This window comes from Allobosea sp. TAF32 (assembly GCF_052113585.1).
Taxonomy (GTDB): domain Bacteria; phylum Pseudomonadota; class Alphaproteobacteria; order Rhizobiales; family Beijerinckiaceae; genus Allobosea.
Window position 1 is genome coordinate 44785 of the sequence record NZ_JBFRDM010000008.1, and the last position, 24942, is coordinate 69726.

22 protein-coding genes and 1 pseudogene are annotated in these 24942 nt (G+C 66.8%); 9 read left to right on the plus strand and 14 right to left on the minus strand.

The genetic code is table 11. From position 1 onward, the window contains the following. The first annotated feature begins 6 nt into the window (after window positions 1-6). The 5 genes from trpD (at window position 7) to lexA (ending at window position 4340) form a co-directional block, all read left to right on the plus strand. Complete coding sequence (gene trpD / locus AB4Z16_RS17310; RefSeq protein ID WP_441512606.1) at window positions 7-1020, plus strand: anthranilate phosphoribosyltransferase; 1014 nt, start codon at window positions 7-9, stop codon at window positions 1018-1020. A gap of 7 nt (window positions 1021-1027) precedes the next feature. Then, window positions 1028-1840, plus strand: coding sequence for an indole-3-glycerol phosphate synthase TrpC (gene trpC / locus AB4Z16_RS17315; protein ID WP_441512607.1), 813 nt, complete (start codon window positions 1028-1030; stop codon window positions 1838-1840). Next, window positions 1837-2319, plus strand: coding sequence for a cyclic pyranopterin monophosphate synthase MoaC (gene moaC, locus AB4Z16_RS17320; protein WP_441512608.1), 483 nt, complete (start codon window positions 1837-1839; stop codon window positions 2317-2319). The genes trpC and moaC overlap by 4 nt, the downstream gene beginning before the upstream one ends. After that, window positions 2319-3530, plus strand: a complete 1212-nt coding sequence (locus tag AB4Z16_RS17325) for a molybdopterin molybdotransferase MoeA (protein ID WP_441512609.1) — start codon at window positions 2319-2321, stop codon at window positions 3528-3530. The genes moaC and AB4Z16_RS17325 overlap by 1 nt, the downstream gene beginning before the upstream one ends. 99 nt (window positions 3531-3629) lie before the next feature. Then, complete coding sequence (gene lexA / locus AB4Z16_RS17330; RefSeq protein ID WP_441512610.1) at window positions 3630-4340, plus strand: transcriptional repressor LexA; 711 nt, start codon at window positions 3630-3632, stop codon at window positions 4338-4340. Here lexA and AB4Z16_RS17335 read toward each other — a convergent pair. After that, complete coding sequence (locus AB4Z16_RS17335) at window positions 4334-6595, minus strand: ComEC/Rec2 family competence protein (RefSeq protein ID WP_441512611.1); 2262 nt, start codon at window positions 6593-6595, stop codon at window positions 4334-4336. The two genes, lexA and AB4Z16_RS17335, sit on opposite strands and share 7 nt — an antisense overlap. Before the next feature lie 154 nt (window positions 6596-6749). On the opposite strand from AB4Z16_RS17335, the gene gltX reads away from it, so the two are divergent. The 3 genes and pseudogenes from gltX to AB4Z16_RS17350 form a co-directional block, all read left to right on the plus strand. Then, complete coding sequence (gltX, locus tag AB4Z16_RS17340) at window positions 6750-8168, plus strand: glutamate--tRNA ligase (protein WP_441512612.1); 1419 nt, start codon at window positions 6750-6752, stop codon at window positions 8166-8168. A 373-nt stretch (window positions 8169-8541) separates the two neighbouring features. Then, window positions 8542-9831, plus strand: a complete 1290-nt coding sequence (gene gltA / locus AB4Z16_RS17345) for a citrate synthase (protein WP_441512613.1) — start codon at window positions 8542-8544, stop codon at window positions 9829-9831. A gap of 119 nt (window positions 9832-9950) precedes the next feature. Then, window positions 9951-10443, plus strand: a pseudogene (locus AB4Z16_RS17350) (tripartite tricarboxylate transporter substrate-binding protein); the annotation flags it as partial. A gap of 14 nt (window positions 10444-10457) precedes the next feature. Here the strand turns inward: AB4Z16_RS17350 and lpxB are convergent. The 11 genes from lpxB to frr all read right to left on the minus strand — a co-directional run bounded on the left by lpxB (window position 10458) and on the right by frr (window position 22364). Beyond that, window positions 10458-11636, minus strand: a complete 1179-nt coding sequence (gene lpxB, locus AB4Z16_RS17355; protein ID WP_441512614.1) for a lipid-A-disaccharide synthase — start codon at window positions 11634-11636, stop codon at window positions 10458-10460. Continuing rightward, complete coding sequence (locus AB4Z16_RS17360; RefSeq protein ID WP_441512615.1) at window positions 11636-12487, minus strand: LpxI family protein; 852 nt, start codon at window positions 12485-12487, stop codon at window positions 11636-11638. Before AB4Z16_RS17360 ends, lpxB begins: the two co-directional genes overlap by 1 nt. Further along, entirely contained in the window at window positions 12484-13293 is an 810-nt protein-coding gene (lpxA, locus tag AB4Z16_RS17365; protein ID WP_441512616.1) for an acyl-ACP--UDP-N-acetylglucosamine O-acyltransferase, read from the minus strand. Before lpxA ends, AB4Z16_RS17360 begins: the two co-directional genes overlap by 4 nt. Window positions 13294-13327: 34 nt before the next feature. Further along, on the minus strand, window positions 13328-13786 hold the full coding sequence (gene fabZ, locus AB4Z16_RS17370) for a 3-hydroxyacyl-ACP dehydratase FabZ (RefSeq protein ID WP_441512617.1): 459 nt from the start codon (window positions 13784-13786) through the stop codon (window positions 13328-13330). Between the two features lie 206 nt (window positions 13787-13992). Further along, complete coding sequence (gene lpxD / locus AB4Z16_RS17375) at window positions 13993-15054, minus strand: UDP-3-O-(3-hydroxymyristoyl)glucosamine N-acyltransferase (protein WP_441512618.1); 1062 nt, start codon at window positions 15052-15054, stop codon at window positions 13993-13995. A 36-nt stretch (window positions 15055-15090) separates the two neighbouring features. Further along, a complete protein-coding gene (gene bamA, locus AB4Z16_RS17380) occupies window positions 15091-17589 on the minus strand; it encodes an outer membrane protein assembly factor BamA (protein WP_441512619.1) in 2499 nt (832 codons plus the stop codon). Window positions 17590-17805: 216 nt separating this feature from the next. Then, window positions 17806-18954 carry an RIP metalloprotease RseP gene (gene rseP, locus AB4Z16_RS17385; protein ID WP_441512620.1) on the minus strand — a complete coding sequence of 383 codons (1149 nt, stop codon included), beginning with the start codon at window positions 18952-18954 and terminating at the stop codon, window positions 17806-17808. 22 nt (window positions 18955-18976) lie between these two features. Further along, the gene (gene dxr, locus AB4Z16_RS17390) at window positions 18977-20158 is read right to left on the minus strand and encodes a 1-deoxy-D-xylulose-5-phosphate reductoisomerase (RefSeq protein ID WP_441512621.1); all 1182 of its coding nucleotides are present in this window, start codon (window positions 20156-20158) and stop codon (window positions 18977-18979) included. A 4-nt stretch (window positions 20159-20162) separates the two neighbouring features. Beyond that, window positions 20163-20993: a phosphatidate cytidylyltransferase gene (locus tag AB4Z16_RS17395; RefSeq protein WP_441512622.1), complete on the minus strand. Its 831-nt coding sequence runs from the start codon at window positions 20991-20993 to the stop codon at window positions 20163-20165. Then, entirely contained in the window at window positions 20990-21748 is a 759-nt protein-coding gene (locus tag AB4Z16_RS17400) for an isoprenyl transferase (RefSeq protein ID WP_441512623.1), read from the minus strand. The genes AB4Z16_RS17395 and AB4Z16_RS17400 overlap by 4 nt, the downstream gene beginning before the upstream one ends. 52 nt (window positions 21749-21800) lie before the next feature. Further along, window positions 21801-22364 carry a ribosome recycling factor gene (gene frr / locus AB4Z16_RS17405; RefSeq protein WP_441512624.1) on the minus strand — a complete coding sequence of 188 codons (564 nt, stop codon included), beginning with the start codon at window positions 22362-22364 and terminating at the stop codon, window positions 21801-21803. A 244-nt stretch (window positions 22365-22608) separates the two neighbouring features. Here frr and AB4Z16_RS17410 point away from each other — a divergent pair, with 244 nt between their 5' ends. Beyond that, window positions 22609-23022 (plus strand): VOC family protein, encoded by a 414-nt coding sequence (locus tag AB4Z16_RS17410; protein ID WP_441512625.1) that lies wholly within the window; start codon window positions 22609-22611, stop codon window positions 23020-23022. A gap of 7 nt (window positions 23023-23029) precedes the next feature. Here the strand turns inward: AB4Z16_RS17410 and pyrH are convergent, their stop codons facing one another. Further along, on the minus strand, window positions 23030-23737 hold the full coding sequence (gene pyrH, locus AB4Z16_RS17415; protein WP_441512626.1) for a UMP kinase: 708 nt from the start codon (window positions 23735-23737) through the stop codon (window positions 23030-23032). A 109-nt stretch (window positions 23738-23846) separates the two neighbouring features. Further along, entirely contained in the window at window positions 23847-24770 is a 924-nt protein-coding gene (gene tsf, locus AB4Z16_RS17420) for a translation elongation factor Ts (RefSeq protein ID WP_441512627.1), read from the minus strand. Between the last annotated feature and the right edge of the window lie 172 nt (window positions 24771-24942).

The following is a 24942-nucleotide window of genomic DNA, read 5'->3' on the forward strand; positions in this document are numbered from 1 at the left end:
GATTCCATGGACGACTTCAAACCCTTCATCGCCAAGGTCGCGACCGGAGCGACGCTCTCGCGCGAGGAGGCGCGGGACGCCTTCGACACGATCCTCTCGGGCGAGGTCACCAATGCGCAGTCCGCCGCCTTCCTGATGGCGCTGCGCGTGCGCGGCGAGACGATTGAGGAGATCGCCGGCGCGGTCGGCGCAATGCGCGGCAAGATGCTGCCGGTGAAGGCGCCGGCCGAGGCGATCGACATCGTCGGCACCGGTGGCGATTCCTCCGGCTCCTACAATGTCTCGACGCTGGCCTCGATCATCACCGCCGCCTGCGGCGTGCCCGTCGCCAAGCATGGCAACCGCGCGGCCTCCTCGCGCTCGGGTGCCGCGGACGTGCTGACCGCGCTCGGCGTCAGGGTGGGGCTGGATTCGGCCGGCACGGAGCGCTGCATTGCCGAGGCCGGGGTCGGCTTCATGTTCGCGCCGACGCATCACGCCTCGATGCGCCATGTCGCGCCCGTGCGCACCGAACTCGGCACGCGCACGATCTTCAACCTGCTCGGCCCGCTCTCCAACCCGGCCGGCGTCAAGCGCCAGTTGATCGGCGCCTTCTCCGAGACCTGGCTCGAGCCGATGGTCAAGGTGCTGGCCTCGCTCGGCTCGACCCGCGTCTGGGCCGTGCACGGCTCCGACGGGCTCGACGAGATCACCACCACCGGCCCGACCCGCGTCGTCTCGCTCGATAGCGGCAGGATCGAGAGCTTCACGATCAGCCCCGCCGATGTCGGCCTTGAGCCGGCCAGGCCGGAGGTGCTGCGCGGCGGCACGCCCGAGCAGAACGCGGCTGCGCTGAACGCCGTGCTGGCCGGCGAGAGAACCGGCTTCCGCGACATCGCTGCCTTCAATGCGGCGGCGGCGCTACTGGTCGCCGGCAAGGCCGCGAACCTGAAGGACGGCTTCGCCCAGGCGACGGCGGCCCTCGATTCCGGCAAGGCCAAGGCGACGCTCGACGCCCTGATCAAAGCCTCGAACGCGTGAGGGCGGCATGACCGACATCCTCGCCAAGATCGAAGCCTATAAGCGCCAGGAGATCGCGGCCGCCAAGGCCGCGGTGCCGCAGGCCGAGATCGAACGCCGTGCCCGCGCGGCCGCCAAACCGCGCGGCTTCGCCGATGCGCTCGCCGCCAAGCTCGCGGACGGCAAGCCGGCCCTGATCGCCGAGATCAAGAAGGCCAGCCCGTCCAAGGGGCTGATCCGCGCCGATTTCGACCCGCCTTCGCTCGCCCGCGCCTATGCCGCCGGCGGCGCCGCCTGTCTTTCGGTACTCACCGACGCGCCCTCCTTCCAGGGCCAGCCGGAATTCCTGACACAGGCGCGCGAGGCCTCCGGCCTGCCGGCGCTGCGCAAGGATTTCCTCTACGAGCCCTATCAGGTCTACGAAGCCCGCAGTTGGGGCGCCGACTGCGTCCTGATCATCATGGCCGGCGTAGACGACGACACCGCCCGGGCGCTGAACGAAACCGCTCGCGATCTCGGCATGGACGTGCTCGTCGAAGTGCATGACGACGCCGAGCTCGACCGCGCGCTCAAGCTCGAAAGCCGGCTGCTCGGCATCAACAACCGCGACCTCCGCAGCTTCCACGTCGACCTCGCCGTGACCGAGCGGCTGGCGCCGCGCGTCCCGGCCGACCGCATCATCATCGGCGAGAGCGGCATCTTTGCCCATGCCGACATCGCCCGTCTCAACAAGGCCGGCGTCAACAGCTTCCTCGTCGGCGAGAGCCTGATGCGGCAGGCGGACGTCACAGCGGCGACGCGGACCCTGCTGACCGGCCAGGCTCAAGAGAACGCGGCGTGAGCCGGCTCAGCCATCTCGACGCCCAAGGCCAGGCGCATATGGTCGATGTCGGCGACAAGGCCGAGACGACCCGCACGGCAATAGCCGAGGGCAGCGTCGTGATGGCGCCGGAGACGATCGCGATCGTGCGCGACGGCAACGCCAAGAAGGGCGACGTGCTCGGCACGGCGCGCCTCGCCGGCATCATGGCCGCCAAGCGCACGCATGAGCTGATTCCGCTCTGCCACCCACTGCTGCTCAGCAAGATCGCCGTCGATCTCGAACTGGACGAGGCCTTGCCGGGCGTGCGCGTGCGCGCCGAGGTGAAGATGAAGGGCCAGACCGGCGTCGAGATGGAGGCGCTCACCGCCGTCTCCGTCGCCTGTCTCACAGTCTACGACATGGTCAAGGCGGTCGACCGGGCGATGCGGATCGAGAATATCCGGTTGCTTCACAAATCCGGCGGCCAGTCCGGCGACTACGAGGCGAAAGCCCGCTGATGGCGCTCACCCCGGTCCCCGTCGCGCGCAAGGCGCTGCTCGACAGCGTTCCGGGGCCGATCGGGGCGGAAACCCTGCCGCTCGCGCAATGCGCCTGGCGGGTGCTCGCAGCCGATCTGAAGGCGCTCAGAACTCAGCCGCCCTTCGCCAACTCCGCCATGGATGGCTATGCCGTGCGTGCCGACGACATGGCCGAAGGTGCGACGCTTGCCGTGATCGGCGAATCCGCCGCCGGCCGGGCCTATGAGGGCACGGTTGGACCGGGACAGGCCGTGCGCATCTTCACCGGCGCGCCGATGCCGGAGGGCGCCGACACGATCCTAATGCAGGAAGACGCAGACGGCGTCGGTAGCCCGGAGATCCGCGTGCGGGTGTCGCCGGCCAAGGGCAAATTCCTGCGCGCAGCGGGCCTCGATTTCCACGAAGGCGACGTCCTGCTGAAGGCCGGGCGCGTGCTCGACAGCGCAGCGCTCGGGCTAGCCGCCGCGATGGGACATCCGACGCTGCCAGTCCGGCGCAAGCCGTTGGTCGCGATTCTCGCCACCGGCGACGAACTGGTGGCGCCGGGCGATCCGGTCGGGCGCGACCAGATCGTCGCCTCGAACTCCTTCGCCCTTGCCGCGCTGGTCGAGAAGGCCGGCGGCGCAGTGCTCGATCTCGGCATCGCCCGCGACGACCATGCCGACCTCGCGGCCAAGATCGCTCAGGCGCGCGACGCCGACGCCAACGTGCTGATCACGCTCGGCGGCGCCTCGGTGGGTGCCCACGATCTCGTACAGGAAGCGCTGACGCGGGCCGGGATGTCGCTTGGCTTCTGGAAGATCGCGATGCGACCGGGCAAGCCGATGATGACCGGCCGGCTCGGCCGGATGGTCGTGGTCGGGCTTCCCGGAAACCCGGTCTCCTCGATCGTCTGCGGCCACCTCTTCGTGCTGCCGCTGATCGAAGCCCTGCTCGGCCTGGCCGATGCGGATCGCGATCGCAGCATCCCCGCCCGCCTCGGCCGCGACCTGCCGGGCAATGACGAGCGTGAGGATTATCTGCGCTCGGAGCTGGCGCTGACGCCCGATGGTTGGGTTGCAACGCCTTTCGACCGGCAGGATTCCTCCATGCTCGGCACATTGGCGCGGGCGCAGGCGCTGACGATCCGCCCGGCCCATGCTGCGCCGGCCAGGATAGGCGACCTCTGCCGTATCCTGCCGCTGCTGTAGACAGGCGCCCTCGCGCGAACGGGTTGCGGAACACAAGGCGAACAGTTATGGTGTTCGTGATTTGTTTCGAATCTACGCTTTTCCGGGGCCGGCGGGATCATGCTGACACGCAAGCAACACGAACTCCTGCGCTTCATCCAGGAACGCTTGCGTGAGAGCGGGGTGCCGCCCTCCTTCGACGAGATGAAGGACGCGCTCGATCTGCGCTCGAAATCCGGCATCCACCGGCTGATCATGGCGCTGGAGGAGCGCGGCTTCATCCGCCGCCTGCCCAACCGGGCGCGTGCGCTCGAAGTCATCAAGATGCCCGATGGACTCGGTACGCCGCAGCAGCGGCCGCGTTTCAGCCCTGCGGTCGTCCAGGGCGGGCTCGGCACGCAGCCCAATCTCGGCAAACCCCGCCCCACCGCCGATGAGGACAGCCGTTCCTCCATCGCGATCCCGGTCATGGGCCGCATCGCCGCCGGCACACCGATTTCGGCCATTCAGAACCGCAGCCACACCGTCTCGTTGCCGCCCGACATGCTCGGCTCCGGCGAGCATTACGCGCTCGAAGTGCGCGGTGACTCGATGGTCGAAGCCGGCATCCTCGACGGCGACACCGTCATCATCCGCAAGCAGGACTCGGCCAATACCGGCGATATCGTCGTGGCACTGATCGACGACGAGGAGGCGACACTCAAGCGGCTGCGCAAACGCGGCTCCTCGATCGCGCTCGAAGCCGCCAATCCCGCCTATGAGACGCGTGTGCTTGGGCCGGACCGGGTCAAGATTCAGGGCCGCCTCGTCAATCTGATGCGGCGTTACTGAAGCCGCTCGACCTCGGCTTCGCCATCGGCGGATGCTGGCGGAATGCTGATGCTCGTTGCAGCGGGCGCCGCCAGACGCGGTTCGCGTCGGCGGCTCCACGGCCGATCGGCTGCGCTGGGCTCTGAGATGCGGCTGCTCCATCCCGACGCCGTGCGGTAGAGCGAGGTCGCGCCGTCGCGTGACAGTCCCATTCGCTCGATCAGCCGCGCCTTGCAGGCGCCGCTCCAGGGAATGGCGGTGACGACGAGGTCGGCCCGCAGGCAGTCCTCGATGATCGCCAACCGGTCGCGCGTGTAGGAAACCGTGCGCTTGTCAGCCGTTTGCGCAACACAACCCAGCTGATCGCAAGCGATGCCGGCGCGCAGCGTCGGATCGTCCGGCGAGCGGCTGTCGCCATCGGCACCCAGCCATTGCTGCAGCACGAAGCGGCTGGGCTTGCCGGCGACCGCAAGGCGTCCATCGGGGGCCCGCACAGCAAGCCCCGAGCCGTCGCGTTCGATCAGGATTTCCGGCCGCTCCGGCTTTCCGGCGATGGCGACGCCGAGCACGATGGGGACCGCCGCCAGCCAGCGCCAGGCCGTGGTCCAAAGCGTCAGCCAAAGCAACGCCAGCACGAAGCAGGTCAGCACGACCGGGCTGAAGGCGGCGATCATCACGGTGGAATGGTCGATGCTTGCCACCCAGTGCGCCACCTTGAGCACGACGTCGGACGCCAGCCCCATCAGCGCCCAGGCGGGCCAGTCCAGCCCGAAGGGATAGGCCAGCACGCCGAACACCGCCGCCGGCATGACGAAGAGCGAGACGAAGGGCAGCGCCATCGCGTTGCCGAGCAGGCCGAAAGGATTGAAGGTCTGGAAGTGATAGGCCCCGAAAGGCGCTGTTGCGGCCGTCGCCAGCAAGGTGGTGACGATGATGCCGAGCGCCGCTGCCCAGACCGGCCCGAGCGGCCATGGCAGGCTCGGGGGCGGCTCCGTGCATTTTCGGCTCTCCCAGCGTTCGGCAAAGGCGATCAGGGCCGCAACCGCGCCGAATGACATCTGGAAGCTCGGTCCGAGCAGCGCCTCCGGCTCGCGCAGCAGCACGATCATGGCGGCGAGAGAGAGATTGCGCATGCTCAGTGCAGCACGATCGACGAGGATCGCGCCGAGCATCACCAGCGTCATGATCAGCGAGCGTTCGGTCGCGACGTCACTGCCTGAAAAGATGCAGTAGGCGGTCGCGCCGAGCATCGCCGCGACGGCCGCGATCTTCTTGATCGGCCAGCGCAGCGCGGCAGTCTGGGAGAGCGCCAGCAGGGCGCGCACCAGCCAGAAAATCGTCCCGGCCGCGAGAACCATGTGCAGGCCTGAGATCGAGACGATGTGGTAGATCCCGGCCGCGCGCAGGTCATTGTTCGTCGCCTCGGTGATCAGGCCGCGCTTCCCCGTGACAAGGGCTGCAGCGACCGCCCCGCCCTGCCCGCCGCCCACTTCGGCGATGCGCCGGGTCAACGCGTTGCGGGCCCGGTCGATCGTGACATCGACGGCAAGGCGCGTCGGCATTGGATGCGGCGCGGGCGCCGACGCGATCTTGCCTGCGATACTGCCGACTGCGCCGATGCCGCGGAAGAAGGCATCGCGCCCGAAATCGTAACCGCCCGCCCGAGCTGGCCCCGGTGGAGGCAGGAGCCGCGCCGTCGCCGCGATATGATCCCCCGGAGCGACCGAGCCGGCGCGGATATTGACGCGCACGCGCCTTGGACGCTCCGCGGCCGGCATTCCGGCGAATTCCGTTAACAGCAGGACAATGCGGGCGCCGTTGTCGCGTGCCTCCACGCTCTCGACGAAACCCGTCACCTTGCCGATTCGCGGCCGTTCCAGCATCGGCGCGGCGATATCGGCCGTCCGCCAGACGCCGGCGGCAAAACCCGCGAAGGCGGCGGCCACCGCCAGACAGGCCATCGAGGCGAACCGACGGGTTCGCAGCGCGAACGCGAAGATCGCGCTGAGCGCGAAGCCGGTCAGAGGCGCCCACAAAGCCGGCTCACGATCTGCCGCGAAATAAAGTAGGATGCCGACGCCCGTCGCCACAGGCAGCCATAGGAACGGGCGGCGACGCTCCGCCTCCAATTCGAGCGCCTGACCGAACCGGGCCTGCCAGTGGTTGAACCAGGCTTTGAAGCGAACGGAGATCAGCCAGGGCGCGAGCAGGCGCAAAGGCAAGGCCTCGGCTCGCGCGCCGCGCGGCATGTCCTGCCCCGGCGGCCCCGGCTGCATTCTCCGCCCCTCCCCCGCCGGCGCAGCAATTTGACCGCTTAACCTTTCCGGCCAAGCCATGTTACAGGGCGCGCGCCGGTTGTCATGTCATGACCTGCGCCATTTCCCTGTCTTGCCCCGGGCGGCTCGTGCCGCCCGGCCGGAGTTGCCTTCCATGAGCAATGCCGTCGTCACGCGCTTTGCGCCCTCGCCCACCGGTTTCCTGCATATCGGCGGAGCCCGCACGGCGCTGTTCAACTGGCTCTATGCCCGCCGGCAAGGCGGCAAGATGCTGCTGCGCATCGAGGACACCGACCGCGAACGCTCGACCGACGCAGCCATCGCCGCGATTCTCGACGGGCTGGAATGGCTCGGCCTCGATTGGGACGGCCAGACCGTCTATCAGTTCCAGCGCGCGGCGCGCCACCGGGAGGTCGCCGAGCAGATGCTCGCCGCCGGCAGGGCCTATTACTGCTATGCCAGCCCGGCCGAGCTCGAGGAGATGCGCGAGAAGGCGCGCGCCGAGGGCAAGCCGCTGCGCTATGACGGGCGCTGGCGTGATCGCGATCCGTCGACCGCGCCGGAAGGCGTGAAGCCGGTGATCCGCCTCAAGGCGCCGCAGACCGGCGAGACCGTAGTCAATGACGAGGTCCAGGGCCGCGTCGTCTGGCAGAACGAGAATCTCGATGACCTCGTGCTGCTGCGCTCGGACGGCACGCCGACCTATATGCTCGCCGTCGTGGTCGACGACCACGACATGGGCGTGACCCATGTCATCCGCGGCGACGACCATCTCACCAATGCCGCCCGCCAGACGCAGATCTACGATGCGCTCGGCTGGGACGTGCCGAGCATGTCGCATATCCCGCTGATCCACGGTCCCGACGGCGCCAAGCTCTCGAAGCGCCACGGCGCGCTCGGCATCGATGCCTATCGCTCGATGGGCTATCTGCCGGCGGCACTGCGCAACTATCTCGTGCGGCTGGGCTGGAGCCATGGCGACCAGGAGGTCTTCTCCACGCAGGAGATGATTGACGCCTTCAATCTCTCCTCGATCGGCCGTTCGCCGGCCCGCTTCGACTATGCCAAGCTCGAGAACCTCAACGGGCTCTACATGCGCCAGTCGAGCGACCAGGAACTGCTCGACGCGCTGAAGGTCATCCTGCCGGAGATCGGCCCTGCCCGCGGGCTCGGCCCAACGCTGTCGCCCGCGCTCGAAGCGCGTTTCCTCGCAGCGATGCCCGGCCTCAAGGAGCGCGCCAAGACGCTGGTCGAGCTGCTCGACAGCGCCTTCTATCTCTATGCCCCACGCCCGCTGCAGCTTGACGACAAGGCCAAGAGCCTGCTCGACGAAGCCGCGCGCCAGCGCCTGCCGCAGATCGCGGAGAAGCTCGCCGCGGTCAGCGACTGGTCGCCGGCTCCGCTCGAAGCAGCCGTGCGGGCCTATGTCGAGGAGACCGGCATCAAGCTCGGCCAGGCGGCGCAGCCGCTGCGCGCCGCGCTGACCGGCCGCGCCATGTCGCCCGGCCTGTTCGACGTGATGGCCGTGCTCGGCCGCGACGAGACGCTGGCGCGGCTCGCCGACCAGGCCTGAGCTGTCGTCATGGGGCATCGCCGCTGCCGAGCGGTGCCCCACTTTCAGCTTTCATGCTCGCGCATGCCGCCTCGCGATGGCGGCGTTGCCGCTGCTCGCGCAGATATGATCCGGACGCGGTTCCAATCGCCTTTAGGCTCGGTTGAATGCACTGGGCAAATGGTCTAGTGACGCGCAAGTGCGTTGCGCGGCCACCCCGTGGCGGGGCACGAATATTGCTTGTAAATCAGTCACATGGGTCTCCTTCCACCTCCCCTCCCGGCATCAGCCCGTCACATCGCGGGCCGCGGATGGGAAAAGGCTGGCGCGGAAGTGCCGGCGGACAGGCGAAACAGGGGCTGAACAGCAGCGAGCCTTGAAAGGATCGGTATCGATGAGCGGAAACACGAGCCAGCTCCAGGTCGGCGACAAGACCGTCGACATGGCGATCAAGCAAGGGTCGGTCGGCCCTGCCGTCATCGACATCGGCAAGCTCTATGCCCAGACGGGCATGTTCACCTACGACCCCGGCTTCACCTCGACCGCGAGCTGCGAGTCGCAGATCACCTATATCGACGGCGACCAGGGCGTGCTGCTCTATCGCGGCTACCCGATCGAGCAGCTCGCCGAACATGGCGACTTCCTCGAGACCTGCTATCTCCTGCTGTACGGCGAGCTGCCGACCGCCGCGCAGAAAGCGGATTTCGACTATCGCGTCACGCGCCACACCATGGTGCATGAGCAGATGGCCCGCTTCTTCCAGGGCTTCCGCCGCGACGCGCACCCGATGGCCGTCATGGTCGGCTCGATCGGCGCGATGTCCGCCTTCTATCACGACTCCACCGACATCTCGGACCCGCATCAGCGCATGATCGCCTCGATGCGCATGATCGCGAAGGTGCCGACCCTGGCGGCGATGGCGTTCAAATACACCGTCGGCCAGCCCTTCGTTTATCCGCTGAACTCGCTGGACTACACCTCGAACTTCCTGCGCATGTGCTTCGCGGTCCCGGCCGAGGAGTACAAGGTCAACCCGGTGCTGTCGCGCGCGCTCGACCGCATCTTCATCCTGCATGCCGACCACGAGCAGAACGCCTCGACCTCGACCGTGCGCCTGGCCGGCTCGTCGGGCGCCAACCCCTTCGCCTGCATCGCGGCCGGCACGGCCTGCCTGTGGGGGCCCGCCCATGGCGGCGCCAACGAGGCGGCGCTCAAGATGCTTGAGGAGATCGGGACCGTCGACAACATCCCGAAATACATCGCCAAGGCCAAGGACAAGAACGATCCGTTCCGCCTGATGGGCTTCGGCCACCGGGTCTACAAGAACTACGACCCGCGCGCCAAGATCATGCAGAAGACCACGCATGAAGTGCTGAACGAGCTCGGCATCAAGGACGACCCGCTGCTGGACGTCGCTGTCGAGCTGGAGCGCATCGCGCTGCACGACGAGTACTTCATCGAGAAGAAGCTCTACCCGAATATCGACTTCTATTCGGGCATCACGCTGAAGGCGATGGGCTTCCCGACGTCGATGTTCACCGTGCTCTTCGCCGTCGCCCGCACGGTCGGCTGGATCGCGCAGTGGAAGGAGATGATCGAGGATCCCTCCCAGAAGATCGGCCGCCCGCGCCAGCTCTACACCGGCTCGCCGCAGCGCGACTATACGCCGATCKGCCGCCGCTGATCCCAGCGCAGCACGAACGCCAGCAAGGGCGCGGTGGTCTCCACCGCGCCCTTATTGTTTCGGAAGATTGATCAAAGCCATATGGATGATCCGCGAGCGCGTCGGGGAAGGTGCTGAAGGACCCGGGCAAGTATTCTTATGCCTCCTCCGGTGTCGGCGCGCCGCTGCATCTCTCCGGCGAGCTGTTCAAATCGCTCGGCGGCGTCCAGATGAACCATGCGCCCTATCGCGGCGCCGGCCCGGCGCTGAACGACGTCGTCTCTAGCGCGGTGCCGATCATGTTCGACAACCTCCCCTCGGCCGGCTTCATCCGCGAAGGAGCGCGTCGCGTCCTTCCCGGATGTGCCGACCATCGCCGAGAGAGGCCTGCCGGGCTATGAGACCTATACGTGGAACGCGCTGTTCGGCCCGGCCAACATGCCCCGCCCTGTCGTCGAGAAGATCAATCAGGCCGCCAACCAAGCGCTCAAGGACGAGGGCGTGAAGAAAAAACTCAACGACGTCAGCGCCGACATCGTCGGCTCGACGCCCGAGCAGCTCGGCGAGCACGTCAGGACCGAACTCGCCAAATGGGCGCCGATCGCCAAGGCGTCCGGCGCGGTCGTCGAATAAGCCGGCTTACAAACTCAAGCCTCGCGGCGAGCCCGCGAGGTGACCAACGCCAACGCCGCTTCGACGGCGTTGGCGGCCGGACTGGGCCCCCCCGAGCGCATAATGGTCTCGACCTCGGCGAAGCCGTCGAGCTGCGCCTGCCGATCAGGCCCCTCGGCGAGCGCCGCCAGCAAATGCCGGCCCAGGGCCTCCGCCGTCGCATCGTCCTGGATGAACTCCGGGACGACGTTCCGGCCCAGAATCAGGTTCGGCAGGATCACGCTCGGCAGCTTGATGAGCCGCCGGGCCAGCACTGCCTCCCAGTCTGCCCCGCGATAGGCGGCAACCGTCGGCACGCCCGACAAGGCCAATTCGAGCGTCACGGTGCCGGAGGCGGCCAGGGCCGCGCGGGCCCCGCGGAAGGCGGCGAGCTTGGCCGCCTCGCCGCCGACGATCTCCGGCGTGACCGACCAACGCGCCGCGGCCTCGGCGATCATCGGCTGGAGCCGGGCGACGGCCGGTAGAACAAAGCGCGCGCCCGGAACAGCCGCCGCCACCCGTGCGACCGCCTCGCCAAAAACCGGCATCAAATGATGGATTTCGGAGCGCCGGCTGCCGGGCAAAACCAGCACCAGCGGCCGCGCCGCATCGTCCCGGACAGCTTGCTCGGCCGGGCCCGGCCTGAACTCGCCGAGGCGTTCCATCAACGGATGGCCGACATAGATCGTCTCAGGACCGCGCAGCCGCGCGAGAGCAGCTGGTTCGAAAGGCAGCAGCGCCAGAATGCGGTCGACATGCGGCGCCATGCGGCGTGCCCGGCCGGAGCGCCAGGCCCAGACGCTTGGGCAAACCCAGTGCACGATCGGGATATGGGGCGCTCGCGCCCGCACCTTCTTCGCCACCCGCAGGCAAAAATCCGGGCTGTCGATGGTCAGCAGCAGATCGGGCTGAAAATCGGCAATCCCGCGTGCCGCATCCTCCATCCGTCGCAGCAGAAGCGGCAGGCGCGCGATCACCGGGCCGAAGCCCATCACCGCGATATCGGCTTGCGGAAAGAACGGGAGCAGCCCCGCTTGCGGCAGTCCGTGATCGCCGACACCGCGCAGCTCTATGGGGCGATCACCCAATCGCTCGCGCAGGGCTGCAAGAAAGCGCAGGGCGAGCGCGTCGCCAGAGGCCTCGCCCGCGATGATGGCGAGCTTGAAGGGTCGCATCAGGCGACGCCTTCGATGAACAAGCCAAGTTGGTCCGCCTGCCGTCCAAGCGCCGCGCGGTCGCCGACCAGCACCTGGCCCGCCTTGAGGCCGATGCCCGACAGGCCAGCCTCGGCGATATTGCGCAGGGTGTCCGGGCCGATGGCCGGCATGTCGACGCGCAGATCCTGCCCCATCTTAGGGGCCTTCACGAGAACGCCATCGCCCTTGCCGATCTTGAGGCGCCCCCGCGCGACGAGATCCGCCACGCGCCTGATCATGGCGTCGGTACCCTCGGCAGCTTCGATCGCGATGACCCTGTGATCGGCGATGACAGCCGCCTGACCGACATCGAATGGCGACAGCGCCGCCAGCAGCGAAAACCCGCGCTCAAGCACGGCTTTCTGTCCTGCCCCCGCCTGCTTGCGGCCGAGCGGCCCCTGAGGCGCGGTCAGCTCCGGCGCGATATCTGCCGGGCCGTGGACGCGGAAGCCCTGCTCCTCGAAGAAGCGGACGACACCACGCAAGAGATGGTCGTCGCCGCCCTGGAAGGCGCGAGCGAAGTAAGGCAGATATTTCAAGGTCGAGGCTTCGGGCCGCAGCGCCCCGAAGCTGGGCCGCGGCAGGCTGCCCAGCATGACGATATCGACGATGCTGCGTCGGCGCAGCTCGCCGAGCAGGCTGCCGAGCTGCCCGAGACGGTAACTCTGCACATCGGCATCGCCGAAAGCAGCAGGGTCGGCTGCGCCCTCCAGTGCCGCGACGAAGGGGCGCTCGCCATGGTCGGCGAGATTTCGAGCCAATCGGAGCGGGTACTCGCCTGCTCCCGCGATCAGCACGAGCGGGCCGCGCGCGATTCCCGCGGAGCTCACCGCTCCGTCGGAGCGACGTCGTGCGGCATGCAGAGCGCCTTGTCGCCACCTTCCCTGATGAAATCCAGGATCTCGTGGACCAGCGGATGCGAAGCGAACTCGGCCGCGACATCCTCGACCCGCTCGGTCAACGTCCCTTCGTCGGCGAAGAGCAGGCGGTAGGCGCGGCGCAGCTCGTGGATCTGCTCGCGCGTGAAGCCGCGGCGCTTGAGGCCGATGAGGTTCAACCCGACGAGGTGGGCGGGGTTGTCGCGGATGGTGCCGAAGGGAATGACATCGCTCAAAACCCCGGCGCCGCCGCCGATGAAGGCGTGGTCGCCGATACGGATGAATTGCTGCAAGCCGGCGCCGCCGCCGACGATGACGAAGTTGCCGATCGTGACATGACCGGCGCACATCACGTTGTTCGAGAAGATGACGTTGCTGCCGAGACGGCTGTCATGGCCGACATGGGAGTTGGCGAGAAAGAAGCAGCGGTCGCCGACGGACGTCACCATGCCCCCGCCTTCCGTGCCCGGATTCATCGTAACACCCTCGCGGATCTGGCAATCCGCGCCGATGGTGAGCGTCGAGGGTTCACCCCGGTACTTCACATCCTGCGGCGGGTGGCCGATCGAGGCGAAGGGATAGATCTTGGTGCGCGGGCCGATCGTGGTCCGACCGGCGACGACCACATGGCTGACGAGCTCGACGCCCTCTCCCAGCACGACATCGGGACCGACGGCGCAGAATGGGCCGATCGTGACCCCCGCGCCGAGCTGCGCCTTGGGATCGATCACCGACATCGGATGGATGGAGGGGCTCATCGGGAGCTGGTCCTGATCTCGCAACACCGTGGCCTCAAACGACCATCGCCGAAATTTCGGCCTCGGCCACGAGCACCCCTTCCACCCGCGCCTCGCCGCGATAGAACCAGATGTTGCGCTTGCGGGCGAGCTTCGTGAGATGGAAGCGCAGCGTATCGCCCGGGATGACCGGCTTGCGGAATTTGGCCTTGTCGATCGTCGTGAACAGAACCGTCTTGACCTCCTGCTCACCCGCAGCCCGTGCGTTGACAACCAGCACGCCGGCGGTCTGCGCCATCGCCTCGATCATCAGCACGCCCGGAAAAACCGGGCGCTCTGGGAAATGGCCGGTGAACTGCGGTTCGTTGACGGTGACGTTCTTGATCCCCACGCCGGATTCGTCGCCGTTGATCTCGACAACGCGGTCGACCAGCAGGAATGGATAGCGGTGGGGGATGCTGGCCATGATCTTCTGGATGTCGATCACACCCAGCGTCGTCGTCGCCTCGCTCATCGTCTGTCTTCTCCTGGGCCCCGTCCCTGAGCGGCGGCTCGCATTCTCTTCAACATGGGCGACTGCGAAAACCGCTTCCGCAATCGGCAGCAATTCCAAAGCGTTCCGCCCGTTTGCCGGAAACAGGGCAGCTTCGGCAACCTAAATCTGTCGGCACTGCGACAGAAAGGTCCGGCAGCGTGTTCTCACTTTCCGGCAGGCCCGCTTCAGTCCGCGGACGAGTCTGATTTCCGGCCGCGCTTCGCAACCAGCGTCTTGAGCAAGGCGCTCTCCCGCGCCCATGCCAGCGCCGGCTGGGCCGGATAGCCGCCATATCGCGAGCCACGCGGAACGTCGCCGGCGACCCCGCTCTGAGCGGCGATCTGGGCACCGGCCCCGATCGTGAGATGCCCTGCCAGGCCGACCTGCCCACCGAGCACGACGAAATCCTCGAGGGTCGAGGAGCCGGCGAGGCCGGTCTGAGCACAGATCACGCAGTGGCGGCCGATGACGCAGTTGTGGCCGATCTGGACGAGGTTATCGATCTTCGTACCCTCGCCGATCACCGTGTCGCGGCTGGCGCCACGGTCGATACAGCTGTTTGCGCCGATCTCGACGTCATCCTGGATGATGACGCGACCGACCTGCGGCACCTTCATGTGCCCTTTCGGGCTCATCGCGAAACCAAAGCCATCCTGCCCGATGCGGGCGCCCGGATGGATGATGACGCGGTTGCCGATCAGTGCGGATTGGATCGTGCTCCCTGCCCCGATCGAGCAATTGCGCCCAATCCGAACCTGCGGACCGATCACCGCATGCGATGCAACAACGGTGCCTGCCCCGACTTCCGCGCCGGGGCCGATGACGGCCCCCGGGTCGACCGTCACGCCGGGCTCGATAACCGCAGTGGCATGAACGATGGCGCCAGGCGCCACGCCTTGGGAAGCGAACACGGATTCAGGCCGCAGCGCCGAGGGAAAGCATCGCGCCAGAACCTTGGCGAAGGCGTGATACGGCGCAGGCGAGACCAGCGCGACCGTGCCCGCAGGAACGCGGTCGGCGAAGCGCGGCGAAACCAGGCACAGGCCCGCTTTCGTCGCCGCCAGCGCCTCGGTGTATTTGGGATTGTCCATATAGGCGACGTCGGACGGGCCGGCCATTTCCAGGGCCGCCGCCCCTTCGACGCGACGCGCCGCGTCGGCGCCTGCGGGCAATTGCGAGCCCGAAATGCTTGCGACCTCGCCGAAATCGAGCGAGGTCGCGAAAGGAAAGAAAATGGGATCTGCCATGACTGGGTCCGGAGCGGGGCGCGTGGCCCCGCCGCGTCAGAAGCGGGTGCCGCCCGAGAAGCGGAAGGCCTGGAGACGGTCGCCGCCGTATTTTCCGGCCAGACCGGTGGTCGGGTTGACGCCGTACTGACCGTCGTCCTTGGTCAGAGCATAGGCGTAATCGAACCGGATCGGACCGAGCGGCGACTGCCAGAGCAAGCTGACGCCGACCGACGAACGCAGGATGTTCTTGTCGCGAATACAAGCGACGTTGCTCTGCGCGCCGCCGGTGACGACGTTGAACTGACGCGCCTCCGAACCAGCCGGGCAGTTGAAGATGACCGACTTCGAACCGCCGTCGTAATTGAACAGCGTGCCGGCGTCGGCGAAGACTGCGCCCCGCAGACCGATATCCCGCGGCAGGCCCCAGATCGGGAACTGCACCTCGACGGTGCCGCCGAAATAGGTGGTGCCACCCACGGCGTTCGCGGTCGGGTCGTTCAGCACGTCGCGCGGCCCGATGCCGGACGGCGCGAAACCGCGAACCAGTGTCGGTCCGAGGAAGTAGTGGTCGACCATGCGCAGGTTGCCGCTGGTCGCCTGAACGTGGCCGCCCTGTACGCGGACGAAGCCGACGACGTCGTCGAAGATCTCGCGGTAGTAGCGCGCGTCGGCCGCGACACGGAGGAACTTGGAGTCGCCACCGAGGCCGGCGAATTCCGGCTTCAGCTCCGCGATGAAGCCGTTGCGCGGGCTCTGCACGCTATCGAGCGAATTGTAGTTGAAGTTCAGGCCGACGAGTGAAGTCAGGGTGTCGCCCTGCGCTTCCTTGACCGCCACCGTCGCTTCGCCGTTGGTCACACAGTTGTAGATATCGGTGGGGCCGCCCGTCGGCGTAATGCCGGGGATCGGAAAGGTACAATCGTTATAGGGACGATTGACGTCGTTCGGAATGGTGATGTTGGTCTGGTAGAGCGAGTAGCGCGGCGTGATCGAGAACTCTTCCGTGATCGGGAAGGTGAAGCGCAGCTGACCGCCATTCACACGGCTCTCGAAACGGCCGGTGTTGTAGTTGTCGTTGTACTTCGAGAACAGGTCGATACCGGCCGCCACGCGATAGCCCAGGAAATAGGGCTCGGTGAACGAGAAATCGATGCCCTGCGTGCGTTGGCCGAGCGTGCCCGCGATGCGGACGAACTGACCGCGACCGAGGAAGTTCGACTCCGACAGCGAGACTTCGCCGATGACACCGTCCGAGGTCGAATAGCCACCGGCGATGGAGAACGAACCGGTCGCCTTGTCCTCGACGTCGATATTGAGAATGACGCGATCCGGTGCCGAGCCGGGCTCGTTGGTGATCCGGACCTTGTTGAAGAAGCCGAGATTGTTGAGACGGCGCTCGGCGCGGTCGATCATCACCTTGTTGTAGGCATCACCCTCGCCGAGATCGAGCTCGCGGCGAACCACATAGTCGCGGGTACGGGTGTTGCCGCGCACATTGATGCGCTCGACATAGACCCGCGGACCTTCGTCGACGACATAGGTGATGCCGATCGTACGGCCGGACGCATCGCGATCGCCGCGCGGACGAACCTGGGCGAAGGCATGGCCGCGACGCGCAACCTCGGTCGTCAGCGCAACCAGCGACTTCTCCACCGCTTCGGCGTTGTAGGTATCGCCCGCCGACGTCGCGACATAGCGCTGAAGCGCCGCCTGATCGACATCGCGCAACGCGGAATCGACGGCGACGTTGCCGACCTTGTATTGCGGACCTTCCTCGATCTGGATGTCGACGACCCAACCGCCGGCCGCGTCGTCGAAGCGAGCGGTGTTATTGACGACCTGGAAATCGGCAAAGCCGTTCTTCAGGTAGAAACGCCGGATGAGGTCGAGGTCGGAGCTGATCCGGTCCGGATCGTAAACGTCGGAGGTCTTGATCCAGCTCAGGAAGTTCGACTCGGTCGAGCTCATCAAGCCGCGCAGCCGGCTCGCCGAGTAAGCCTCGTTGCCAGTGAAATTGATCGACTTGATGCCGGTCTTGCCGCTCTCGTTGATCGTGAAGACCACGTCCTGGCGGCCATTCGGCAACGGCGCGATGCGGCCGGTGACCGAGGAGAGGCCATAGCCGGCGCGGCGATAGGCCTCGCGCAGGCGCTGGATGTCGGAATCGATGAGCGCCTGGCTGAGCGGACCACCGGCGCGCGACTGCACCAACGGCGCGAGCTGATCGCTCTTCAGGCGACGGTTACCCTCGAAAGCGACGCGGTTTACCGTGCCGTTCTGCTCCTGGACCGTCACGACGGTCTGCGAGCCGCGGCGCGTGACCTGGACATTGCTGAACAGGCCCGTGGCGAGAAGGCTCTCGCGAATCTCCTGAGGGTTCTCGCGCCCGGCCGCATAGGAGCGGATGGTCTCCGCATCGACGCGCCGGTTGCCGTGAACGACAACAGCCTGCGCGAACGCCACACCACCACTCACGGCCAGCATCAAAGCCGAAAGTCCGATCGATCGAGAGAGCCGCAGTTTGGTCGGCCGGCTCTGTTGGGTCGACGTCATCGGGTCGCCTATTCCATATCTCTGGTCACCACCCCCAAGCGGGGACCGCCGTCAGACGACGGCAGCACGGGGACATTGCGGTTCAATCGCTTCTACAAAGTTTCCAGCAGGGTGCAAACCGGGATCATCGTTAACAAAAGATTTTTAACGACCTCGTTGCGGACAGGCCACGCGGCCTGCCGCGATTTTGCCCCAAAGTGCCGCGCCAGCCGGATTTCAGAGCATTCCACGCACGTGGACGATGTCGTTCCAGGTCACGAACAGCATCAGCATGAGCACAAGGGCAAGCCCCAGCCGGAAGCCGATTTCCTGCGCCCGCGGGCTCAGCGGACGGCCGCGCAGCGCCTCATAGAGGTAAAACATGAGGTGGCCGCCATCGAGCATCGGCACCGGGAGGAGATTCATCAGCCCGATCGAAACGGACAGGATTGCCGCGAGATTGATCAGCCCGAGCAAGCCGCCACTGGAAGCAACGAGGCCGGAAACCTGGGCGATCCGAATCGGCCCGGAGAGTTGGTCGGTGGATTCGCGCCCGCTCACCAGCTTCGCGATATAGTCATAGGTGCGGGTGACGACGAACCAGGTCTCGGTGACGCCCATCCGCAGTGAATCGATCGCGCCGAAGCGCTGGGTCGTCCAGTCCTCGGGCTTCGGCGAAGCCCTGACGCCGATGACGCCGATGCGCTGCGTCCCGACCGGCGTCTTCTGCTCCGAGAGCGCCGGCGTGACCGGCAGATCCAGCGCGCGGCCGCTGCGATCCACGGTGACGGTCAGGCGCTCCTCCGGCCTGGTCGAGATGATGCGCTGCATCTCGGAGAAGCTGTCGATCTTGTGCCCGTCGATCGCAATGACGATGTCGCCAGCCTTGAGCCCGGCGGTTTCCGCAGCGCTCCCGGCCACGACGGCATCAACGCGCGGAATCAGCACCTGCTTGCCGAACAAGAAGGTCGTGCCCGCGAAGATCAGAATCGCCAGCAGGAAATTGGCGATCGGGCCGGCGGCGACGATGGCCGCGCGTTCGGCTATCGACTGCGCCGGAAGCGAACGGGCGCGCTCCTCCGGCGTCATTCGCCGGACAGCCGCGTCATCGGGGGCGCTCGCCGCATCCGCATCGCCCGAGAATTTCACATATCCGCCAAGTGGGATGAGCGCGAAGCGCCAGCGCGTGCCATGTCGGTCATTAAAACCGAACAGCTCCCGGCCGAAGCCGATCGAGAAAGTCTGCACGTCGACGCCGCACCAGCGGCCGACCAGAAAATGCCCGAGTTCGTGAACGAAGACGACAAGCGTGAGAACGAACAGGAACGGCAGCAGATAGCCGAGCGCAAAATGCCCGGCATTCCAGAGTGACGCCGCAAATTCCATCGAACTCTCCCGTTCCTCGTCCTTAGGTGGCAGTGAACGGCGCTTGCGACAAGAGCGAGGCGGCGCGGCGTCTGGAATCTTGGTCAACGGCCAGCGCGGCCGCGACATCGAGTGGCGCTTCTCCAGCCGCAGGCATGGCAGCGCAGACCGCCTCGACAAGCGCCGGAATTCCCGCAAAGCGCAGCCGCCCGGCCAGAAACGCCGCAACGGCCACTTCATTTGCGGCGTTGAGCACGGCGGGCATGGCGCCCCCTTCGCGCAACGCGGCTATCGCAAGGCCGAGCGCAGGAAACCGGTCGAGATCCGGTCTCTCGAAACTAAGCGGCGCCGCAGCCGCCAAATCGAGGAACCGCGTCGGCGGCGCATCGAGGCGGCCATCGATGCCGAGACAATGGGCCGCAGCAACCCGCATGTCCGGCAGGGCCATGCCCGCACTCACCGAACCATCCCGGAAAGTGACCAGCCCGTGGACGATCTGCTGGGGATGAACGAGCACGTCGAGCTGATCCGCTTCCAGCCCGAACAGGAAGCGGGCCTCGATTAGCTCGAGCCCCTTGTTCATCATGCTCGCCGAATCGACGGTGATCTTGGCACCCATCGCATAGTTCGGATGCTTGAGCGCCTCCTCCGGTCCGGCCGCGGCGATACGCTCCGCGCTCCAGGTCCGGAAAGGACCGCCGGACGCAGTCAGTGTCATGCTGCGGATGGCGCAGAGTGGCTCCGCGCCCAGAACCTGGAACAGCGCGTTATGCTCGGAATCGAGCGGCAGCAGCCGCGAACCGACCCGCGCGGCCCGGGTCATGACCGCCTCGCCGGCACAAACCAGACTCTCCTTGTTGGCGAGGGCGATCGTTCGGCCGGGCAGGAGCGCGGCGAAAGTCGCCTCCAGCCCCGCAGCGCCTGAAATCGCGCTGACGACGATATCGGCGGGGCGTGCCACTGCCTCCAGCACGGCCGTCCGCCCTGCCCCGCTCGCGATGCCGGTACCCGCCAGCGCCTCCCGCAACGCCGGACCGCCGGCCTCGTTCGCCAAGGCGGCGAAGGAAGCCCCCGTTTCGATCGCGACTTGCGCGAGCGCCGCCGCATCCTGTCCGCCGACAACCGTTCGGATCGCCATCCGTTCCGGGTTTTCCGCGACGATGTCGCGGACCGAACGTCCGACGGAGCCGGTGGCTCCGAGAAGGGTCACAATACGAAGCGGCATCGGCTCAGATGTTGAGATGGATCGCGAAAAGCGCAAGCCCGGCCAGGACGAGAACGGCCCAGTAGCCATCGAGCCGGTCCAGAAAGCCGCCATGCCCCGGGATCAGCTTGCTTGAATCCTTGGTGTCGAAGCGGCGCTTCAGCGCGGATTCGAACAGATCGCCTGCCTGGCTGACAATCGATCCGGCCAGCGACGCGGCAATGACCGGGCCGGCCGCGGTCAGCCCTTCGAACGCCGGCGACAGCCGCCAGACCAGATAGCCGCCAACCGTCCCGGCCACGGCGCCGCCGATCGCGCCGGACCACGTCTTCTTCGGGCTGACGCTCGGCATCAGCTTGGGGCCGCCGAGGCTGCGACCCGTGAAATAAGCGGCGATGTCCGTGAACCAGACCACCGCAAAGCTCCAGAGGATGAGAATCAGCCCGATGCCCGGCAGATCGCGCATGGCCGGCGTGACCAGCGCAAAGGCGAGTGCGTAGCCGACGCCACAGAGTTCAAGCGCGAGGCGAGAGCGCACGAAAGGGGTGGCCAGCGCGCCCAGCAGCGCCGCCGCGGCCGCCGTGCCGGCCAGCGCGGCCGGGCTCGCCGGGGAGAAGGTCAGGGCCACGCCTGCGACGACCACCCCGATGCCGGCCGGAATCGCGTTGGCCCGGCTGACGATGGCGAGCCATTCATAGGCCACGATGCCGGCCACCAGAATCCAGATCAGGCGGAAGGGCCAGCCACCCCAGATCGTCGCGAGCAGGATCAGCGCGGCGAGGACGAGCGCCGAGACGACCCGGAGCTTCAGCTCGCCCGGGCCCGGTCGCGGCGCAGTTGGGACGGGTTCATTCACGCGACGCCCACGCTGCGGTCAGCGGAAGTGGACACGCCGCCGAAGCGGCGCTCGCGCTGCCGATATTGCGCCAGAGCATCTTCGAAGACGGCGCGATCGAAATCCGGCCACATCACCGGCACGAAGACGAACTCGGCATAGGCGGCTTGCCACAGCAGGAAATTGGAGATGCGCGTCTCGCCGGAGGTGCGGATCACCAGCTCGGGATCAGGCAGGTCGTGGGTATCGAGACGGCCGGCGATCGCAGCTTCGTCGATGGCGGCCGGGTCGATGCGCCCCGCCACCGCATCGGCGGCAAGGCGCTGCGCCGCGCGCACGATCTCGTCCCGCGAGCCGTAGTTGAAGGCAATCACCAGCACGAGGCCGGTATTGGCGCGGGTGCTGGCCTCGGCATGTTCGACGAGGCGGCGCAGATCGGCGGCAAGGTTCTCGCGATTGCCGATGATGCGGACCCTGACATTGGCCGCCGATAGCTCGGCCAGATCCTTTTCGACGAAATGCTTGAGCAGCCCCATGAGGAAGGTGACTTCCGCATAGGGGCGGCGCCAGTTCTCTGTCGAGAAGCTGTAGAGGGTCAGAACCGAAAGCCCGAGATCGCTGGCATTGCGAACGGTGCGGCGCAAGGCCTCCAGCCCACGGCGATGACCTTCCTGCCGGGGCAGGCCGCGCATCTGCGCCCAGCGGCCGTTGCCGTCCATGATGATGGCGACATGGGCCGGGTTGGGCACATCTGCCTCGCTCTGACCGGATGACATGCGGATGAGCCTCGCTCGACCGGAAGGGCGCAGGACCGATCCCGCGCTGGGATCAGACGTGCAGGATTTCCTTTTCCTTCGCCGCGAGCGCCTGGTCGATCTCCGCGATGTGCTGGTCGGTCGCCTTCTGAACCAGATCGGAATTGCGCGCGGCATCGTCCTTGGTCATGTCGCCGTCCTTTTCGAGCTTCTTGACGACGTCGATGCCGTCGCGACGGACATGGCGCACCGAGACCTTGGCCTCCTCGGCATATTTATGCGCGACCTTGACCATCTCCTTGCGGCGCTGCTCGTTCAGCTCGGGGATGCGGATGCGCAGCACCTGACCCTCGGTCTGGGGATTGAGGCCGAGATCGGATTCGCGGATCGCCTTGTCGACGGCGTTGACCATGCTGCGATCCCAGACCTGGACGCTGAGCAGGCGCGGCTCCGGCACGCTCACGGTAGCAAGCTGGCTGAGCGGCGTGCGGGCGCCATAGGCCTCGACCTGGATCGGGTCCAGCATGTTGGCCGAGGCGCGGCCGGAGCGCAGCGAGGCGAGGTCGCCCTTGAAGGACTGCACCGCGCCGGCCATGCGGCGCTTGAGGTCGGCGAGGTCGAACGTCGTCTGGGCCATTTCAATCAGGACCTTGCAGATAATCCAAAATCGGCGCGACCATGGCGGCGAGGCCGCCCAGGGTCAAGAATTACATGCTCGAACAGCATGTTCCCCCAGGCCGGGCAAGGGGGAAGCGGCGGATCGAGCTGAATCTCCACGACGTGGCAGACAGGTTGGTCCGCCGCCTCGGGATGCATAGATCAGTCTAGAGGCTTGCAACCCGGCAAGCCAGCACCGCCGGCAAAGAAACACGGAGAAAAACGTGCCCCGCCTGAACCGCATCGTCGAGACTGCCCTCTATGTCGACGATCTCGACCGCGCCCGCGACTTCTACGAAGCGAAGCTCGGCCTCGCACCCCTGCTCAAGACCAAGACCCTTTTCGCCTATGACGTCGGTGGCGCGAGCGTGCTGCTGCTGTTCCTGCGCGGCGCATCGTTGCAGACCCAGCGTTTCGACCATGGAAGCATTCCGCCGCATGACGGCAGCGGCTCGCTGCACATCGCCTTTGCCGTCGATGCGGCTGATCTGGCGGCCTGGGAGGCCAAGCTGGATCAGCTTGGCATCCCCGTCGAGGGCCGCATGCAGTGGGATCGCGGGAGCAAGAGCCTCTATTTCCGCGACCCGGATGGGCACATGCTCGAACTGGTCACGCCCGGCCTCTGGCGGACCTACTGAAGTCCCCTCAGGGCGTCACATAGGTCGCCCTGCCCTCGCCCCGCAGGACGGCGGCGAGCATGCCGGGCTCGGCGATCGAGAAGACCACGATGGTCAGGCTCGCATCGCGGGCAAGCGCGAAGGCCGCGGTATCCATCACCTTGAGATCCCGCTTGATCGCATCCTCATGCGTGAGCGTGTCGTAGCGGGTGGCAGTCGGATCCTCCTTCGGATCGGCGCTGTAGACGCCGTCGACCTGCGTCGCCTTGAGCAGATGGCTGCAGCCGAGTTCGGCCGCGCGGAGCGCCGCTCCGGTATCGGTAGTAAAGTAGGGATTGCCGGTACCGCCGCCGAGAATGACGACCTTGCCGTTGCTGAGATGGTCGAGGGCGCGCTTGCGGGCGTAGCTCTCGCAGAGCGACGGCATCGGCACTGCCGACATCGCACGGGCCGGCGCGCCCGCGGCTTCGATGGCGTGTTCCAGAGCCAGCGCGTTCATGACAGTGCCGAGCATGCCGATCGAATCGGCGGTCGTCCGGTCGAGCCCCTTGTTGAGGCCCTGCACGCCGCGGAAGAAATTGCCGCCGCCGACGACGATGCCGATCTCGACGCCTTCGCGCGAGGCATGGGCGATATCGGCGGCCAGCGCGGTCAGGGTGCCGCCGTCGAGCCCGTTTCCGACAGGCCCCGCAAGAGCTTCGCCGGAGAGCTTCACGAGAACGCGTTGGGGTCTCATCGATGTCTCTCCGTCCGTGTTGCGGCCCGCCTCGAATCGGAGCGGGCCTGTCTTCCTACAAAAAAGGCCGCGCGATGCGCGGCCTTTCTGTCATTCATCCGCGGAATTGTCAGCCCGTGGTGCCGCCGGCGGCAGCGACCTCGGCCGCAAAATCCTGCTCTTCCTTCTCGATGCCCTCGCCGAGCGCGAAGCGCGCGAAGCCGGTGAGCTTGACCGGAGCGCCGACCTTGCCCTCGATCTCCTTGAGGATCTGCGAGACCGACTTCGAGCCGTCATGGATATAGGCCTGCTCCAGCAGGCAGTATTCCTTGGCGTAGCTCTTCAGGCCGCTCTCGGTGATCTTGGCAAGGACATGCTCGGGCTTGCCCGCGTTCTTCTCGGCCAGGATCGCCTTCTCGCGCTCCAGGACGTCCGGGGCGACCGAAGCAAGGTCGAGCGCGACGGGGTTGGTCGCAGCGACGTGCATGGCGAGCTGGCGGCCGAGCGCAGCGAGCTCATCGGCCTTGCCGGTCGACTCGAGCGCGACGATGACGCCGATCTTGCCGAGGCCGTCGGCGATCGCGCCATGGACATAGGAGCCGATCACGCCCGAGGAGACCTTGAGCGAGGAAACGCGGCGCAAGGTCATGTTCTCGCCGATGGTGGCGATGGCGTTGGCGATGGCGTCCTGGACCGAGCCGCCGCCCGGATAGTGATGGCCGAGCAGCGCCTCGACATCGCCGCCACGCTCCAGCGCGACATCGGCGATGGTCTTGGCGAGCGCCTGGAATTCAGGATTGCGCGCGACGAAGTCGGTCTCGGAGTTGACCTCGACGACGACGCCCTCGTTGCCCTGCACCGCGACGGCGACGAGGCCCTCGGCGGCGACGCGGCCGGCCTTCTTGGCGGCCTTCGACAGGCCCTTGGCACGCAGCCAGTCGACGGCGGCTTCCATGTTGCCGTCGGTCGCCGAAAGGGCGGTCTTGCAGTCCATCATGCCCGCGCCGGTCTTGTCGCGGAGTTCCTTCACCATCGCGGCGGTGATCGCTGCCATCTGTCTTGTCCTTGCTGTCGGTGCGGCGCAGGCCCCAAGGACCGGCCGCGGATCGGATTTAAGCGGACGCCTGCATGGGGAAACGCCGACGCTCCGTTTCCGGCCGTCGGCGCGTCCTCTCAACTTCTAAAAGCCGGCGTCAAATCGAAAGCCTGATTGCGACGCGCCGATG